A 16054-nucleotide genomic window follows, 5' to 3' on the forward strand; every position below is an offset into this window, starting at 1 on the left:
TTAATTTGCTCATTTCCAAAAAAGTCTTACCTTTGCCCCATTCTTATGACACACAACATCCACACATTACAGCAAAAAAATGTAAAAAACTACCTCAATAATTTGGTAGTTTCAGATAATTGTGTAAACACACACACACACACACACACACAGACTCACCGTCGCTATACCTTAGTATAGACGCGTGCCTGTGCGTATTTTACAAAAATAATTTTGAAATAACAAATCAGTCCAAAAAATATTTTTTGGACAACTATGCTATCCCAATGTGGTTTTCTCTGAAAACGGCATTGGGATTTTTTTGTTTCCTTTTTGCTTCAGCCTTCTGTTTCCTAAAGGGAAAAAATATGATAAAAGGGTTAGAGGCGTTAGGATTTCTATTTTTTACGGAATATAAACGGGGAAATATTTCCCTTTTCAAAACTAATCAATCCCACACTAATGGACATTTCGAGAAGGAAAAATCTGATTTTTCGTTCGTGTTTAAAATGTTTAATAAAAGTTGTGTGCAGAGATGTCTATGTGGGATTGATTTTACAAGAATAAAGAAAAATATTAACAAACAACAACATAATAACTTAATTATTAATTTTTTAAAACAAAAAAGAGATGAAAAAATCATTGATTTTTGTGGGAATGTTGGCAGTAGGATATGCTAACGCCCAGACAGACACAGAACATTTAGGCAAAGTAGGGATTAATACAATGACGCCCAAAGCAACATTGGAGGTTCAGCCTACTGCAACTAACCTCACAGGAACGACAAATGAGGGGCTTTTAATCCCAAGATTGAGCAAAGAGAGAGTAGCGAAAATGGCTAGCCCAGAGACCTCTACATTAGTTTATGTAAATGAGGCTACTACCTACACTACAGGTACAGATACAGCAGCGGATACAAGAGTAGCAAAAATAGATGCTGTAGGTTTCTACCATTACAATGGTACACAATGGGTAAAGCATCTAGATACAGATACCAATGATGCAGAATGGGTATACGATGCTGCTACCAATAGAATTAACCTGAAGAGAGGTGGGCAAAATACAGGCTTTATAAATGAAGTTTTTTATGATAATTTGACAGGGCAATATATTAATAGAGATAGTAGACAAAGAACAATATATGATACAAATAGTAATTCAAATGTTCTTAGAGATATATCTTCTATAGGAGTGAAAGAGCATTTATATGTATCTTCAAAAGCTTTGACAGGAAATACCACAAAAAGAGGAAGAGTTGTTGATTTTAATATAGATGAAACTCAGACCGAAAGGATAAGTGCACGCTCACAAGGAATCTCTCTTTATATATCTCCAACAAATCTAGCTCCAACTAATTGGGTAGTGGCTTCAAGTGTTGATGCTGTTAAAGCAGATGACTTGAATACATCTAATCTTTTTGCTAATACTAATACATTGTCTATATTGAAAGGTAATGTTACTGGTTATTCTTCTGCTGTAAGGAACGAGACCCTTTTGAATACAGATTTAACAAATATTTCAGGTAAATCTTATACAATGTATAATGTATTCTCTTTAGGGGCTAAAGTTGCTAATATGGGGGAGTTTGGAGTAGAGAAAACTTTTATACATATATTACCAAATACGATAGCTTCAGTAGAGACTGTAAGTTCTGCTAGATATGAAGTTCAACTTCATCAAAATTCTGGAGGAAATATAAAAAATTTATTTGGTGTAAGATATGATGGTATTCAAGGGTATATTGATCAATCTAGTACTTCTTTCACAAACCACTATGGACTTTATATAGGAAATGTATCGAGAGCAACAGGAATCAATAGAGCTATCCACACAGAAGCAGGAAAAATTCGTTTTGGAGATTTAGCGGATGCTACAGCCACAGCAGATAGAGTGGTAACAGTAGATGCAGATGGTGTGTTGAAAGTAGGGACATCTACTACTGCTCCCACTGTTTTTAAATGGGTAGAAGATGCTACCAATACTTCAGTAAAATTAGCAGTAAACTCAGCAGGAACAGACCGTACAACAGCACCAGTGTCTATCACAGATACCGGTATGGTAAAAGCAACCTCGTTCCAAGGGTCAAACGGAGCAACCATCTTCCCAGATTATGTATTCCAAAAATACTACGATGGAGTATCAGACATCAAAGCAGATTATACTTTCAAGTCTTTAAGCCAAGTAGAGGACTTTGTAAAAACCAACGGACACTTGCCAGGGTATAAATCTGCAGCGGAGATAAAAAACCAAGGGTATATAGACCTTATGGAAACGCAATTGACCAACGTAGAGAAAATCGAGGAACTTTATCTTCATAGCATAGAGCAAGATAAAACCAACAAAACTCAAGCACAAGAAATCGAAACTTTGAGAAAAGAAAACGAAGGCTTGAAAGCGAAAAACCAAGAATTAGAGGCTCGTTTAGAGAAACTAGAAAAACTTTTGAAATAGAAAAACAAATGAGGCTGTCCGAAAAGTTTTGGACAGCCCTTTTTTTGATAATTTTGCTCGTACCCTTCTCCACAAAGGGTATTCAAATATTCAATTCTCACACGGTTGGTCAAGTTTTTCGGACAGCCTCGCTTTGAATTGATTTATCCTATTGTAATATCATCAAAATTTCTAAAGCCATTGAGGAAATCTTTTGTATTCATTCTTTTCTTTCCTTCCAGTTGTACTTCCGTAGGCTCATAGTAGCCATCTTGTGTAAAGATTTTAAAAGAAATTTTTGATATTTCCAAATGACCTGCTGGGTGTGAATGGTGGGCAAGGTGGGCATTGCCCGAGAATACCTTGAGCGATTTTCTCTCATCCCCGATATTGAGATGCGTGAAAGCACAAGGATACGGCGACATTCCCCGAATGAAATTATGCACCACTTCCGAAGGTTGTTCCCAGCGGATTTTGGTATCTTCTTTAAAAATTTTGAAGGCGTTTTTAGGTGTAGCTACTTCGGGCTGTGGCTGGTTTTCTAGACTGCTATCGGCGAGACCATCAAGGGTTTTTACTACCAGCTGAGAGCCGATGTGCATCAGTTTATCGTGAAGCGTTCCAGCATTATCTTCGGGGAGAATTTCGGTAGATTCTTGCAGGAGGATATTGCCTTCGTCTATTTTCTCATTGATGAAGAAGGTGGTAACGCCCGTGGTTTTCTCACCATTGATAATGGCAAAATTAATGGGAGCAGCACCTCGATAATCTGGCAACAAAGAGGCGTGGAGGTTGAAGGTTCCTAGTCGGGGCATTTCAAATAAAATCTTAGGCATCATTCTAAATGCCACTACCACGAAGACATCTGCATTGAGAGCTCGGATGCTTTCTAAAAACTCGGGGTTTCTCAGTTTTTCGGGTTGGAAAACGGGTAGATTTTGCTCCACGGCATAGGTTTTTACGGGAGATTGATGGATTTTCTGCCCTCGGCCACTGGCTTTATCGGCTACCGTTACCACGCCTACCACCTCGTGGTGAGATTGATGAATGGCTTCCAAAGAGGCTTTGGCAAAATCTGGTGTTCCGAAGAATACAACTTTTAATGCTTTCATAGTGCAAAGATATTTTTATCTTTTGTAAAATTCAAACGAAATAAAACTCAACTCCGATTTTTGAAGCTATGTTCCTTTTTCTTACATTTGTGCAATTACAATTTGAAAACTATGCCGAAAATATCACTACGAGCGCAGGAAATGCCTGCATCTCCCGTTAGAAAGCTGGTGCCATACGCACTTTTAGCCAAGCAGAAAGGAATTAAAGTGTATCACCTCAACATTGGACAACCAGACATTGAAACACCACAAACTGCACTAGATGCTATTAAAAACATAGATCTAAAAGTTTTAGAATACGCCCTTTCTGAAGGCAATCTGGAATACCGAAAAGCATTAGAAACCTATTACCATTCTCTAGGTTTTACGGATTTAACAGCAGATAACTTCATTGTTACCAACGGCGGTTCGGAAGCTCTCAATTTTGCTATTTCCACCCTTTGTGATGATGGTGATGAGGTTATTATCCCAGAACCTTACTATGCTAATTATAACGGATTTACCAATACCTTCAATGTAAAAGTAGTAGCAGTGCCTTCTACCATAGATACAGGCTTTGCTCTCCCTCCAATAGAGGAATTTGAAAAGAAAATTACACCAAAAACCAAGGCTATCATCATTTGTAACCCTGGTAATCCTACGGGCTACCTCTACACAAGAGAAGAACTAAAACAGCTGGCAGATATTGCCCTAAAACACGACATTGTTATCATTTCAGATGAAGTGTACCGTGAGTATGTCTATGATGGTAAGCAACAAGTATCCATTTTGGAGTTTCCAGAACTGAAAGACCACGCCATTGTTATCGATTCTGAATCTAAAAGATACTCTATGTGTGGCGTAAGAATAGGCTGCCTTATCACCCGTTCAGTAGCCATTCGCAATGCTGCTATTTTATTTGCTCAAGCCAGATTAAGCCCTGTATTGTTGGGACAAATCGCCGCTACTGCAGCCCATCAAAATGATACCGACTACATCCGAAGCGTGAGAGAGGAATATACCAAACGCAGAAATTTGTTGGTGGATTTACTCAATGCCATTCCAGGGGTGATTTGCCCTAAACCTAAAGGTGCATTTTATTGCGGTGTAGAGTTACCAATAGACGATTCTGATAAGTTTGCACAATGGCTATTGGAAAAATATTCTAATAACAACGAAACCATAATGGTAGCTCCTATGACGGGTTTCTACAGCAATCCAGAGCTTGGCAAGAAGCAAGTGCGTATTGCTTATGTTCTGAAAGAAGAAGACCTGAAACGAAGCGTAGAGCTCCTTAGTGATGCCCTACCTAAATATAGAGCAGAATTTGGATTATAAGAAAGCGAGCTTCGGCTCGTTTTTTTTATTAACAATTACTTTAACTCAGATTATGAAGTAGAGATTCTTTTTTATCGTAACAAAATGCTAAAAGAGACGCGTCTCGTTTAAAAAAAGATGCGTCTCGTTTGAAAAAAGACGCGTCTTTTTTTTATCCTCACCGATAGAAATTTCAATAGGGTTGGGTTTTAACCCAACTTTTGATATGGTTTATCCAAAAGGCTTTAGCCTAATTGAAAAACCTTGCTAGGATTAGCATTTTCCTTGTGATAAATGGAACTGTTGCTTAACGCCTACTGCAAGTATCTGGGTTAATGGATTTGAACTTTAAAACTTTGGGAGCATCTGTAGTTCACTATCCTAAGAGACAAAGAGGATTTTATTTCATAGTTTCAGTTTTTTAAATTATTTTTGACTTCCCAAATAGATTGACTAATGCACATTCAAGAAAATATTTCCTTAAAACCATTTAATACCTTCGGTGTAGGTGCCCGAGCCCGATATTTTGCAGAAGTTGCTTCGGAGGAAGCCTTGCGAGAAGTTTTGCTTCAATATCAAACCTTGATGAATGCCACTTCACTTTTAGAGATTCCTATTTTATTTTTAGGAGGAGGAAGCAATATTCTCTTTACCAAAGATTTTGAAGGCTTGGTTGTTTTGCTCAATCTAAAAGGCATCTCCGAAGAGCAGATGACGGATAACCAAGTGTATGTTACCGCAAAAGCAGGGGAAAACTGGCATCAATTTGTGATGTATTGCTTAGAACGCAATTTCGGTGGCTTGGAAAACCTTTCCTTGATTCCTGGGAATGTGGGGACTTCGCCTATGCAAAACATTGGGGCTTATGGTTGTGAGATAAAGGACACCTTTGTGCATTGCAAGGTTTTGAATTTGGAAACACTGGAAACGGAAGTGTTTGATAATGCAGCTTGTAGATTTGGCTATCGGGATTCTATTTTCAAGCAAGAGGGCAAAGGAAAATATGTGATTTTGGAAGTTACCTTTGGACTTACCACCCAGCACCACGCCATTAAGGTGGAGTATGGTGCCATTAAAGCAGAGCTTAGCAAAATGGGGATAGTAGAACCTCGCATCCAAGATGTTTCTAAGGCGGTGATTGCCATCAGAGAAAGTAAACTCCCAAATCCTAATGAGATAGGCAACGCAGGAAGTTTCTTTAAAAATCCTACCATTTCTAAAACTCAGTTTGAAGAAGTACAGAGCCGTTTCCCAGAATTGCCTTCTTACCCCGCTAACGATAGGGTGAAAGTTCCTGCTGGTTGGCTGATAGAACAAGCAGGCTGGAAGGGAAAGCAAATAGGAAATGTGGCGTGCCACGCTTTGCAAGCCTTGGTGATTATTAATAAGACAGGACAGGCAACGGGGCAAGAGATTTTTGATTTCTCCACAGAAATTATTCGTTCTGTAAGGGAGCAATTCGGGATAGAATTAGAAAGAGAGGTGAATATCGTGTAGATTAATAAGGAGAATACAATAATTTTTCACTCATATTCTGAGTTTAAGTTTACAATATTTTCTTCAAAGCCGAATGTTCCAACATATTTTTCAGATGGAAGCCTAGCCATACCCCCGTGGTATTGAGCAAAATATCATCAATATCCAATACGCCCAATCGGGTGAAGTATTGCAAGGCTTCTAAGCTAATCAGTACAGATAAAAATGCCAACAAAAGGGTTTTTAAATCATTGTATCGGGGTAATAGCCAACCCAAAAACCCGAAGGGTAGAAACATTAGTAAATTCCCAAAAACATTGATGAGAAACATCTTGAGATTGTTCCACAGCAAACTTCTTTCTCCAAATTCGATGGTGGAAAATATGGGTTTCAGCCTTACGATATGGTCTTCATAAGGTTCTCTCCCAAAGCCTAAAAACATCATATAGAGTAAAAATAGAGCGTAGGGAATGATGCTTATTTTATAGAGAATTTTCATTAGAAGGAAGTGTTTTAAGGAAGGCTTCTATATCCGTACTGGCGTCTAATCCTAGTTTTTGTTTTATGCGGTATTTTGCCATTCTGATACTTTTGACTTCTACATTGAAGATATTCGCCAATGTTTTATTGTCTGCTCCAATAAAAATATAGGCACAGATTTTTTCGTCTCGTTTGGATAGTTTATTATCGCTTAGTTTACCAAGGTTTTTGAAAAAATCAGGATGTATATTTTTGAGGTCAGCATCTGATATTTCAGAAGTTATATCTACTTTTTTAAGTACCTTTTTTATATTATAGTATTCTGGTTCGTTATTGATTTCTTGTTTGATACTATTAATGGCATTATTTTTTTGTTGAATTTCAAGTGCTCTAATGAGAGCTTCTTTTTGTAATTTTTCTTGCTCTATCTCTAAGCGGATTTTAATTTCTTGTTCTAACTTTAAGTTTTGCTCTGCCAGTTCTTTTTCTTTTACTAGAGTTTTTTCTTTTTCGTGTAAGAGGGAAATGGCATTACGGGAGTTTTTTCTATAAAAATATAGAATAGCGACGGATAGAAAGCATATAATAAGAAGTAATAATATTAAGATTCCTCCTAACAAATTTTTTCTTTTGCTGAATGATAAATTTTCTTTAAGTCTTTCATTTTCAAATTTATCTTCTAATATTCTTACCTGATTGGCGGTTTCTTTATCAAATTCTTTTTTGTTATAAATCTGTAATGTTTCAGAGTGTTCTAATGCTTTTTGATAATTTTCCTCCTGTTTATATAATTCTATCAGAGCAGTTAATACGCTGATAATAGTATATGTAGCAGGTCTTTTTTCTTCTTTTGTTAAGTTTGTTAGAGCGGTTTCAAGGTACTTTTTGGCTCTTTGGGTGTCCCCTTCATCTATTGCCAGCATAGCTCTTATACCAAGCATATTTGCTCTTACTTCATAGGCAAAATCTGATGTAAGTGGTAGAGTGTTATTTTTATCTAAATATTTTAAAACACTGTCTTTTAGAGCCTTTTTTTGCTGCTTTTTCATTTCTGTAAAGAAATGATCGGCAAGATTGACATTGATGATGGCATAGTTATAATCAATAATTGGCTTTGGATTGTCATTATATATATCCTGACATAGATACAAATAATAGGTGATGCTATCTTTATATTTTTTATCGTGAGTCTTTTCATAAGTAAATCTCATACTATTAGATTTAGCAAAGTAACTATCCATTAGAATATTAGGATTATTACTTTTTTTTGCCCATTTAATAGCAAGGTCTGCGTATTTATTAGTTATCTTATAGTCTTCCCATTTGGAATGAATAGCATAGAGAAGATAGAAAGCAATGGTTGGTAAATAAGGATTAGCAGAGGATGGATTTTTTTCAACATATTCTTGAATCCGTTTAGAGTATTGTACGGCAACTGTAGTTCTATCAGTCTGTTTATTGTAGTACATTTGAGCTAACCATCCATAAGCAGTGGCTTCTTTATTTTTGCTTTTATTACCAATGTCTTCTGCTTTTTGGGCATACAGTTTTGCTTTTTCAAAATCATCTATAGTGATGTAAAATCTTGTATAAGCAAAATAGATTTCGGGTAAAGCTTCTGGCTTATATTTTTTAGCATATTCTTCTTGTTCGGTTATGATATCCAAAGCCTTGTGAAGTTGTCTTTCCACTCTGTACTTATCTACTTTTATTAATTCTTGGGAAATATTTTGCCCCTTGGCATATAGGGTATAGAATATCAGAAATAGTAAAAATAGCGATTGCTTCATTGTTTTTTTTATTTGGTAAATATCCATCACAAATATACGATATTATTTCACTATTTGATTTTGATAAATATTTTCAATAATTAAATGGTATTTTTGTAAATCACTTATAACCATAATATTACAGTGTGTATTTTATGATGTAGACACTTTGTAGACACTCTTTTTTAGAAGAATAGCAGTAGGTGATATACTTTTGCACTCAGAAATACAAACAAATAACAATTTAAAATGAGAGATTTCCAAAGTGTAAAGATTTCATCAAAGTTTACAAATGCAAGTTATGTGGGAGGAATTATTTTGTTACTGATATTTCCTATAGTAACACTAGCAGGAATTATGATGGCAGATACGATTATAGATGCAATAATAATTTTAGTAATTGATTTGATTTTGTTGGTGGTTTCGGGATATACTTTGTTATATTTATCAAAAGCAAAAATCATAAATAATCAATTTTACTTAAAAAAGTTATTCCGTCCAGAGAAGCAATATCCATTATCAGCATTGGTTGCTCTTGATGTATATGATTGGGGAAGTACCACTTATATTCTCTTTACAATGGATGAAGATGGACATAAGGAGAAATATATGGTCTATATTGCTAGAGATATTATATATGGAGGAGAAAAAATCAATTCCGAAGAAATTCTAAAAGAAATTTTGTCTGAAAATTTAAAAAGATAATAAAAAATGAAATCATTATTGTACACACTTGTCATCCTTTTAGGATTTACGACTAATGTTTATGCAAAAAGAGGAATTCCCGTAGGTAAAGAAGAAGTACTAAAAGAAGTAGCTGATTTACCTAAAACAGAATATTATCAATTAGATGATGGTAGTTATTTAGATTTAGGAATTAAGTATGAGCGTCTTGTTTTCGGATTTCCAATATGGCTTACTAAGGAACCAGAGTTTGTGGGAATTAGTAATTTACATAAGGATAGTTATTATGAATTAACTCCCGAAGAAGTGAAAGAAATAGCAAAAGAAAATAATCTTAATTTAGAGGAACTTAAAAAGCTAGGATTTTCTGAAAAATATTTAGGCTTAGCACTTTTTCCGTTGGCTATTCTTTTATATGTACTGTGGCAAAAGTTTGTGGTATCTCGTGGTAAAGATGACATTATCAATGATTCCACTGAATCTGATAGCAATAAATAATAGCTAATTATTCTTTTCCATAAATTATAAAAACTTTTAAGAAGGAAAGCTGTCTCTCAAAAGAGATGGCTTTTTGTTGTTAAAAGTCTTACTTTTGTAAAAAAATAGAATTATCCCCTTATGCTGAAATACATATTACTTTCACTAATTTCTGCTGTGCTCCTATCATTATCTTGGCCCACTTACGGAATACCCTTTTTCATTTTCTTTGCATTAGTCCCATTGTTGATGGCTGAGCATCAGATTTCTAAATTTTCATCCATCAAAAAGAAAGGTTGGGCAGTATTTGGGATAGCTTACCTCTGTTTTTTAGTGTGGAATATCGTTACTACAGGTTGGCTTTATGGTTCTAAAAATCCAGATGGCAGCCATTCTCTGATGGCAGTATTATTCCCTGTTTTAGCCAATTCTTTACTATATACTTTGGTTTTCATCTGCTACCATCATTACAAAAAAATACAAGGAACTTATTGGGGACTTGCCTTTTTTGTAGCAATATGGATGGCGTTTGAAAAATTTCACCTTTCGTGGGAGCTCACTTGGCCTTGGCTCAATCTGGGCAATGCCTTTTCAGAATATCCTAAATTTATCCAATGGTATGATACTTTTGGGGCAACAGGTGGCAGTTTTTGGATTCTTCTCATTAATATTTTCATATTCTACACTTTGAGAATTTGGGAAGTGGAACGAAAAAGAAAAACCCTCATCAAAAATAGTATTATCGTATGTTTGAGTATTGGGATTCCTATGTTGATTTCCATTGTGAAATACCATCAGTTCGATAAAAAGCCGATTGGACAAACTAATGTATTGCTACTACAGCCAGACTTAGACCCCTACAATGAAAAGTACTCCAAAGATAGCATACAGATTACCAATGAATTATTACAATTAGCCGAAGAGCATTCTCCTAAATCAGGTTCTAATACCAAGGTAGATTTTTACATCGGTCCCGAAACTTCTGTGCCAGGGCGTGGCTCCATTCCTGAAACGGGATTTGAACAAAGTCTTTTGCTTAATACCATCAAGAATTTTCTTTCTACTAAACCTAAAGCTGTGTTTGTAACGGGGATTTCTTCTCATCGTTTTTTTATAGACAATAACGATTTTCCTCAGAACGCATATCGTATATCAGAAAATGTTTGGGTAGAAAGCTACAATTCTGCTGTTCAGATTATTCCAAATCAGAAAGTGGAGGTTTATCACAAGGGAAAATTGGTGCCAGGTGTAGAGATTTTTCCATATATGAATGTACTAAAACCATTGTTGGGTGATGCAATGCTCAATTTGGGAGGCACAGTTGCTTCTCTAGGCATAGATGAAGAACGAAAAGCATTTCGCAACCCTTACAATAAGGCAGTTTTAGCACCTATCATCTGTTACGAAAGCATCTATGGTGAATTTACTACAGAATATGTAAAAAATGGGGCTAACTTTCTAGCCATAATGACCAACGATTCTTGGTGGGGCGTTACACAGGGGCATCAGCAACTTCTTTCCTATGCTAGGCTAAGAGCTATAGAAACCCGCAGGGAAATTGCAAGGTCTGCCAATAGTGGTATTTCTGCCCACATCAATGCAAAAGGAGACATTGTAGAAAGCACTCTATATGGAGATGAAACAGCATTATTTGCCACACTTAATCTTTATGATGGTGAAACTTTTTACACCAGAACAGGCGATTTATGGTCCAGAATTTCTATCTTTGCACTCGGATTTTTATTGTGCTATACGCTAATAAAGAACATTCAGGGGAGAAAAAAATAAAATTTTTAAAATAAAAAACCTCTAAATATTTGTGTATGTAAAATTTTGTTCTTAGTTTTGCACACTCAAATAATTAAGTTGTAAAAAGAACATCGAGATATGTCAAGAATTTGCCAAATAACAGGAAAGCGTGCAATGGTTGGTAACAACGTTTCTCACGCTAATAACAAGACGAAGCGTCGTTTTGAGATCAATTTATTAGAGAAGAAATTTTACCTTCCGGAGACAGAAGAAAGCATTACTTTGAAAGTATCTGCACACGGATTGAGAGTTATCAACAAAGTTGGTATCGAAGAGGCACTAGAAAGAGCAAAAAGAAACGGATTTATTAAATAATAACAGCAATGGCTAAGAAAGGTAATAGAGTACAGGTAATCCTAGAGTGCACAGAGCACAAGGAAAGTGGTATGCCAGGAATGAGCAGATATATTTCCACTAAAAACAAGAAAAATACTACTGAAAGACTGGAGCTGAAAAAATACAATCCGGTTTTGAAAAAGTACACCCTACACAAAGAAATCAAGTAATCACTTATAAAGGTATTTTACAATGGCAAAGAAAGTAGTAGCAACACTAAGAGATGGTTCATCTAAGAAAATGACCAAAGTAGTGAAAATGGTAAAGTCGCCTAAAACAGGTGCTTACGTTTTCGAAGAAAAAGTAATGAATGCTGATGATGTAGATGCATTCTTGAAAAAATAATGTTATATCAATTATAATATTAATGTATATAAACCACTCTTTTGAGTGGTTTTTTATTTATCTTTGCTGGAAATAATAAGAATCCGATTACTTAAATAAAATTTAATCAAAGGAAAATGAGTTGGTTCAAAAAAATATTTAGCAAACAAGAAAAAGAATCTCTAGATAATGGATTGGAAAAATCTAGCCAAGGATTCTTTGAAAAAATGACCAAAGCCGTTATCGGTAAAAGCAAAGTAGATGATGAGGTATTGGATGATTTGGAGGAAATCCTCATCGCTTCCGATGTGGGAGCGGCGACTACCATCAAAATCATTGAACGGATAGAAGCTAGAGTTGCTAGAGATAAATATGTTAATACCAGTGAACTGGATAAAATTTTGCGAGAAGAAATCGCAGCATTACTTTTAGAAAACCCACACCGCCAATCTGGAAATATTGACACCAGCAAAAAGCCTTATGTCATTATGGTAGTAGGAGTCAATGGTGTAGGAAAAACCACTACCATTGGTAAATTGGCCCATCAGTTTAAATCCGAAGGCAAAAAAGTGGTATTGGGAGCTGCAGATACCTTCCGTGCTGCAGCGGTAGATCAGCTTACCATCTGGAGTGAGCGTGTAGGCGTACCAATAGTGAAACAAAGTATGGGGTCAGACCCCGCATCGGTAGCCTTTGATACGGTGCAAAGTGCCGTGGCTCAAAATGCTGATGTGGTGATTATAGATACTGCTGGAAGGCTTCACAATAAAATCAATCTGATGAATGAACTTTCTAAAATAAAACGGGTAATGCAAAAAGTGATTCCCGATGCTCCTCACGAAATTTTGCTGGTATTAGATGGTTCTACAGGTCAAAATGCCTTTGAACAAGCTAAACAATTTACTGCAGCTACCGAAGTCAATGCTTTAGCGGTGACCAAATTAGATGGTACTGCCAAAGGCGGTGTTGTTATAGGTATTTCAGATCAGTTTCAGATTCCTGTGAAATATATTGGTGTGGGTGAAAAGATGACGGATTTACAACTCTTCAACGGAGAGGAGTTTGTAGATTCCTTCTTTAGAATGCGATAAATTTTCACAATTTCCACAAATGTTTATATCTTCCCTATTTCTAGTATGGAGTAGGGAATTTTTGGTTTAATTTTGGAATACATTAGAGTAAATAAAATATTTATTAACAATTTTAAATCTTAAAACTATGGGAATTTTAACGTGGATTATCTTCGGACTGATTGCCGGAGCTCTAGCAAAAATGATCGCGCCAGGGAAACAAGCTATGGGGTGGCTGATGACAATTATTCTAGGTATCGTAGGTGCATTTGTAGGTGGATGGATAGGAACTTTTCTTGGGTTAGGAACGGTAGATGATTTCAGCCTTGGAAGTATGGCATTAGCTGTAGTAGGAGCCATCATTGTCCTTTGGATTTTCGGGATGACTTCTAGAAAAGGTTAAACTTTATTGATAATGAAGCAAACAAGAAGCTGTCTGAAAAGGGCAGTTTTTTTATGCCACTAAATTTTGGTAGGCTGATTTTTCTAGAAATATTTTGATGAAAATTTTTCTGAGTAAGCTAAAAACATGGTACATTCAACTCACAGAGGTAACTTTTTAGAGAGAGTAAATAAAAAAGAGAAGCCAAAATTTTCACTGGGGCAGATTCAACCCCCAAGTACAATTTTTAGATTACAAATTTATAGAATAAACTTTTAAGTTCCTCAAAATTCAATGTTAATCTAGGCTAAACTCACGAAATTATATTTTGAAGACACTTAATGAATATCAATTGATTACATTTTAACCTTGATTGCTTTTGTAGAAAGTAACGAAAATGCAAATCGTTAGTTATTAGTAGTTTATAAATTTCGTGCGTTTAACCTAGACAAGATTGACTTTAAATGAATTTTTGAATCGTAAAAAAAACTACTGCCGTAATTCAGGATAAAAGTTTGGTTTTGATTCTTGCTCAAGTCATTTGTGAAAATTATCTTATTGATTGAAAGTTTATTGCATTAAAACTCAATACTCAACATTCAAAACTCAAACCTTTAAAGCCTGTTGCGTTATTTCATTTTAATTGAGTACTTTTGCAAAAATTTTCCCATTGAAAAAGAAGAAAAAAGCAGATTATTCACATCTTAATGCTTTGCAACCCATTGGCGTTTTTGACTCTGGCGTGGGCGGACTTACAGTGGCTAAGGAAATAAAAAGACTATTGCCACACGAGGATTTAATCTACTTCGGAGATACCAAGCACCTTCCTTATGGTGAGAAATCTAAGGAAGCCATCATAGGCTATGTATCCCGTATCACCGAGTTTTTGCTGGAAAAAAACTGCAAAGCCATTGTGATAGCTTGTAATTCCGCAACGGCAAATGCTTTGAAGGAAGTCTTAGAGTTGGTAGATGGGAAAATACCAGTGATAGATGTCATCAATCCTGTGGCAGAGAAAATCTCTTATGAAATCCATACCAATGTGGGGGTCATTGCGACCAAAGCTACGGTAAGCTCTGGGCTTTACCGCAAGAGCATTAGGAAGCATAATAAATTCATCAAAGTAGATGAACTGGCAACGCCATTACTAGTACCAGCCATAGAGGAGGGGTTTAAGAATCATCCCATTACCCACGCTATTATTTATAATTATCTGAGTAATAATAAGCTGAAGAATATAGAAACCTTGATTTTAGGTTGCACGCATTATCCACTATTGATGGATGAAATCAAACAATATTATGGCAATAGGGTTCGTGTGATAGACTCCCCGAGCATTGTAGCAAACGAACTGAGAATGGTTTTAGAGCAGCATCGCCTTCTGAATGCAACTTCGCACAAAGCCCACTACGAGTTCTATGTTTCTGACCTTACCAAAAACTTTGAGAAAATCTCAAAGAAAATATTTGGAAATACCATTTCATTAGAACTGAAAGAATTGTAGGCTTAAGCTTTGGTATGGCTATCCATCAAGATGGTTACTGGGCCATCGTTAATGAGAGCAACTTTCATATCTGCTCCAAAAATGCCACTTTCTACCTTTAGTCCAGATTTTGAAATTTCAGTTTTGAAATATTCAAAAAGGGGAATGGCTTTATCAGGTTTTGCTGCTTTTATAAAGCTGGGGCGATTTCCTTTTTTATAATCGGCAATGAGTGTAAACTGGCTTACACAAAGTATTTCCCCTTGGATATCCATCACAGAGCGGTTGAGTTTGCCTTCTTCATCTCCGAAAACTCTTAGATTAAGAATTTTCTGCACTAGCCAATCGGCATCTTGGCTTTCATCATTTTCATCAATCCCGATGAGCAGCATATAGCCTCTGTTGATACTACCTACAATGGCATTATCTACTGTAACGCTGGCTTCGGAAACTCTTTGGATTACTACACGCATATTATTATAGAAAAAAATTAATTAAAAATCATCATCGCATTCGTCATAGCATCAATTTGATAGCGGTATCTTTTTGGGATGCCAGAGGCTTGTGTATTATTAGGCTGTCCGTTTTGTAGGAGCCATTTTGCACCATCTTTTGGGCAGTATATTTTTAGGAATCCATCACTATCTTTTATCACTTCCAGTGTGGTATTGGTATCTGGGCATAGGTGTGGAGCATTTCTGTCATAGATGGTATAAGAACTTCCATTGAAGAAAATAATCAGCCCACGGTTGCCCGTTCCAGTTTCACCTTTGGTATAATCCCATTGCTGGGTGAGTAGCTTTGGGTAGCCATTAAGGAGTATTTGAGCATTGATGATTTGGTTGGGAAAGCAGTTGATAGTACCATCTCGCTCCGCACAAGCGTTTACTAAAAAACTGAAAATCAGAAATAGAGAAATTAGGAATGATGCTTTTATTTTTTTCATT

General features: G+C 36.0%; 17 protein-coding genes. 12 read left to right on the forward strand and 5 right to left on the reverse strand.

All coding sequences use genetic code 11. The annotated features are described in order from the left end of the window. Positions 1–609 precede the first annotated feature (609 nt). The gene (locus ACFFUE_RS06865; protein WP_376833860.1) at positions 610–2430 is read left to right on the forward strand and encodes a phage tail-like protein; all 1821 of its coding nucleotides are present in this window, start codon (positions 610–612) and stop codon (positions 2428–2430) included. Positions 2431–2573: 143 nt separating this feature from the next. Here ACFFUE_RS06865 and fmt read toward each other — a convergent pair whose 3' ends face one another. Beyond that, complete coding sequence (fmt, locus tag ACFFUE_RS06870; protein ID WP_376833862.1) at positions 2574–3521, reverse strand: methionyl-tRNA formyltransferase; 948 nt, start codon at positions 3519–3521, stop codon at positions 2574–2576. A 111-nt stretch (positions 3522–3632) separates the two neighbouring features. Here fmt and ACFFUE_RS06875 point away from each other — a divergent pair, with 111 nt between their 5' ends. Together ACFFUE_RS06875 and murB are read left to right on the forward strand one after the other, a co-directional pair. Further along, a complete protein-coding gene (locus ACFFUE_RS06875) occupies positions 3633–4838 on the forward strand; it encodes a pyridoxal phosphate-dependent aminotransferase (RefSeq protein ID WP_376833864.1) in 1206 nt (401 codons plus the stop codon). A gap of 435 nt (positions 4839–5273) precedes the next feature. Next, complete coding sequence (murB, locus tag ACFFUE_RS06880; protein WP_376833866.1) at positions 5274–6314, forward strand: UDP-N-acetylmuramate dehydrogenase; 1041 nt, start codon at positions 5274–5276, stop codon at positions 6312–6314. Between the two features lie 49 nt (positions 6315–6363). Here the strand turns inward: murB and ACFFUE_RS06885 are convergent, their stop codons facing one another. Then, positions 6364–6792, reverse strand: coding sequence for a VanZ family protein (locus ACFFUE_RS06885; protein ID WP_376833868.1), 429 nt, complete (start codon positions 6790–6792; stop codon positions 6364–6366). Further along, the gene (locus ACFFUE_RS06890; RefSeq protein ID WP_376833870.1) at positions 6776–8563 is read right to left on the reverse strand and encodes a hypothetical protein; all 1788 of its coding nucleotides are present in this window, start codon (positions 8561–8563) and stop codon (positions 6776–6778) included. Before ACFFUE_RS06890 ends, ACFFUE_RS06885 begins: the two co-directional genes overlap by 17 nt. A gap of 228 nt (positions 8564–8791) precedes the next feature. Here ACFFUE_RS06890 and ACFFUE_RS06895 point away from each other — a divergent pair, with 228 nt between their 5' ends. The 9 genes from ACFFUE_RS06895 (at position 8792) to murI (ending at position 15128) form a co-directional block, all read left to right on the forward strand. Then, a complete protein-coding gene (locus ACFFUE_RS06895; RefSeq protein WP_376833872.1) occupies positions 8792–9247 on the forward strand; it encodes a hypothetical protein in 456 nt (151 codons plus the stop codon). Positions 9248–9253: 6 nt separating this feature from the next. Beyond that, positions 9254–9724, forward strand: a complete 471-nt coding sequence (locus tag ACFFUE_RS06900) for a hypothetical protein (protein WP_376833874.1) — start codon at positions 9254–9256, stop codon at positions 9722–9724. A gap of 123 nt (positions 9725–9847) precedes the next feature. Then, a complete protein-coding gene (lnt, locus tag ACFFUE_RS06905; RefSeq protein WP_376834292.1) occupies positions 9848–11491 on the forward strand; it encodes an apolipoprotein N-acyltransferase in 1644 nt (547 codons plus the stop codon). A gap of 99 nt (positions 11492–11590) precedes the next feature. After that, positions 11591–11827, forward strand: coding sequence for a 50S ribosomal protein L28 (gene rpmB / locus ACFFUE_RS06910; protein ID WP_327984038.1), 237 nt, complete (start codon positions 11591–11593; stop codon positions 11825–11827). Between the two features lie 8 nt (positions 11828–11835). Beyond that, positions 11836–12018, forward strand: coding sequence for a 50S ribosomal protein L33 (rpmG, locus tag ACFFUE_RS06915; RefSeq protein ID WP_327984039.1), 183 nt, complete (start codon positions 11836–11838; stop codon positions 12016–12018). Positions 12019–12040: 22 nt separating this feature from the next. After that, a complete protein-coding gene (locus ACFFUE_RS06920; RefSeq protein WP_327984040.1) occupies positions 12041–12193 on the forward strand; it encodes a DUF4295 domain-containing protein in 153 nt (50 codons plus the stop codon). A gap of 116 nt (positions 12194–12309) precedes the next feature. Further along, entirely contained in the window at positions 12310–13263 is a 954-nt protein-coding gene (gene ftsY, locus ACFFUE_RS06925) for a signal recognition particle-docking protein FtsY (protein WP_376833877.1), read from the forward strand. Positions 13264–13390: 127 nt separating this feature from the next. Then, positions 13391–13645: a GlsB/YeaQ/YmgE family stress response membrane protein gene (locus tag ACFFUE_RS06930; protein WP_327984042.1), complete on the forward strand. Its 255-nt coding sequence runs from the start codon at positions 13391–13393 to the stop codon at positions 13643–13645. 649 nt (positions 13646–14294) lie between these two features. Further along, entirely contained in the window at positions 14295–15128 is an 834-nt protein-coding gene (gene murI / locus ACFFUE_RS06935; RefSeq protein WP_376833880.1) for a glutamate racemase, read from the forward strand. A 2-nt stretch (positions 15129–15130) separates the two neighbouring features. Here the strand turns inward: murI and dtd are convergent, their stop codons facing one another. Together dtd and ACFFUE_RS06945 are read right to left on the reverse strand one after the other, a co-directional pair. Further along, the gene (gene dtd, locus ACFFUE_RS06940) at positions 15131–15580 is read right to left on the reverse strand and encodes a D-aminoacyl-tRNA deacylase (RefSeq protein WP_376833882.1); all 450 of its coding nucleotides are present in this window, start codon (positions 15578–15580) and stop codon (positions 15131–15133) included. Positions 15581–15597: 17 nt separating this feature from the next. Further along, on the reverse strand, positions 15598–16053 hold the full coding sequence (locus ACFFUE_RS06945; protein ID WP_376833884.1) for a hypothetical protein: 456 nt from the start codon (positions 16051–16053) through the stop codon (positions 15598–15600). Position 16054: the final 1 nt, after the last annotated feature.

Origin of the sequence: Bergeyella porcorum (assembly GCF_042427575.1) — a bacterium.
GTDB classification, from domain to species: domain Bacteria; phylum Bacteroidota; class Bacteroidia; order Flavobacteriales; family Weeksellaceae; genus Bergeyella; species Bergeyella porcorum.

Bases quoted from the DNA above. Each gene is read 5' to 3' on its own strand.
- rpmB (WP_327984038.1), top strand. From the start codon at position 11,591: ATGTCAAGAATTTGCCAAATAACAGGAAAGCGTGCAATGGTTGGTAAC.
- rpmG (WP_327984039.1), top strand. From the start codon at position 11,836: ATGGCTAAGAAAGGTAATAGAGTACAGGTAATCCTAGAGTGCACAGAG.
- ftsY (WP_376833877.1), top strand. From the start codon at position 12,310: ATGAGTTGGTTCAAAAAAATATTTAGCAAACAAGAAAAAGAATCTCTA.
- ACFFUE_RS06900 (WP_376833874.1), top strand. From the start codon at position 9,254: ATGAAATCATTATTGTACACACTTGTCATCCTTTTAGGATTTACGACT.
- ACFFUE_RS06890 (WP_376833870.1), bottom strand. From the start codon at position 8,563: ATGAAGCAATCGCTATTTTTACTATTTCTGATATTCTATACCCTATAT.
- dtd (WP_376833882.1), bottom strand. From the start codon at position 15,580: ATGCGTGTAGTAATCCAAAGAGTTTCCGAAGCCAGCGTTACAGTAGAT.
- ACFFUE_RS06875 (WP_376833864.1), top strand. From the start codon at position 3,633: ATGCCGAAAATATCACTACGAGCGCAGGAAATGCCTGCATCTCCCGTT.
- murB (WP_376833866.1), top strand. From the start codon at position 5,274: ATGCACATTCAAGAAAATATTTCCTTAAAACCATTTAATACCTTCGGT.
- fmt (WP_376833862.1), bottom strand. From the start codon at position 3,521: ATGAAAGCATTAAAAGTTGTATTCTTCGGAACACCAGATTTTGCCAAA.
- ACFFUE_RS06885 (WP_376833868.1), bottom strand. From the start codon at position 6,792: ATGAAAATTCTCTATAAAATAAGCATCATTCCCTACGCTCTATTTTTA.
- ACFFUE_RS06865 (WP_376833860.1), top strand. From the start codon at position 610: ATGAAAAAATCATTGATTTTTGTGGGAATGTTGGCAGTAGGATATGCT.
- ACFFUE_RS06930 (WP_327984042.1), top strand. From the start codon at position 13,391: ATGGGAATTTTAACGTGGATTATCTTCGGACTGATTGCCGGAGCTCTA.
- ACFFUE_RS06895 (WP_376833872.1), top strand. From the start codon at position 8,792: ATGAGAGATTTCCAAAGTGTAAAGATTTCATCAAAGTTTACAAATGCA.
- ACFFUE_RS06920 (WP_327984040.1), top strand. From the start codon at position 12,041: ATGGCAAAGAAAGTAGTAGCAACACTAAGAGATGGTTCATCTAAGAAA.
- ACFFUE_RS06945 (WP_376833884.1), bottom strand. From the start codon at position 16,053: ATGAAAAAAATAAAAGCATCATTCCTAATTTCTCTATTTCTGATTTTC.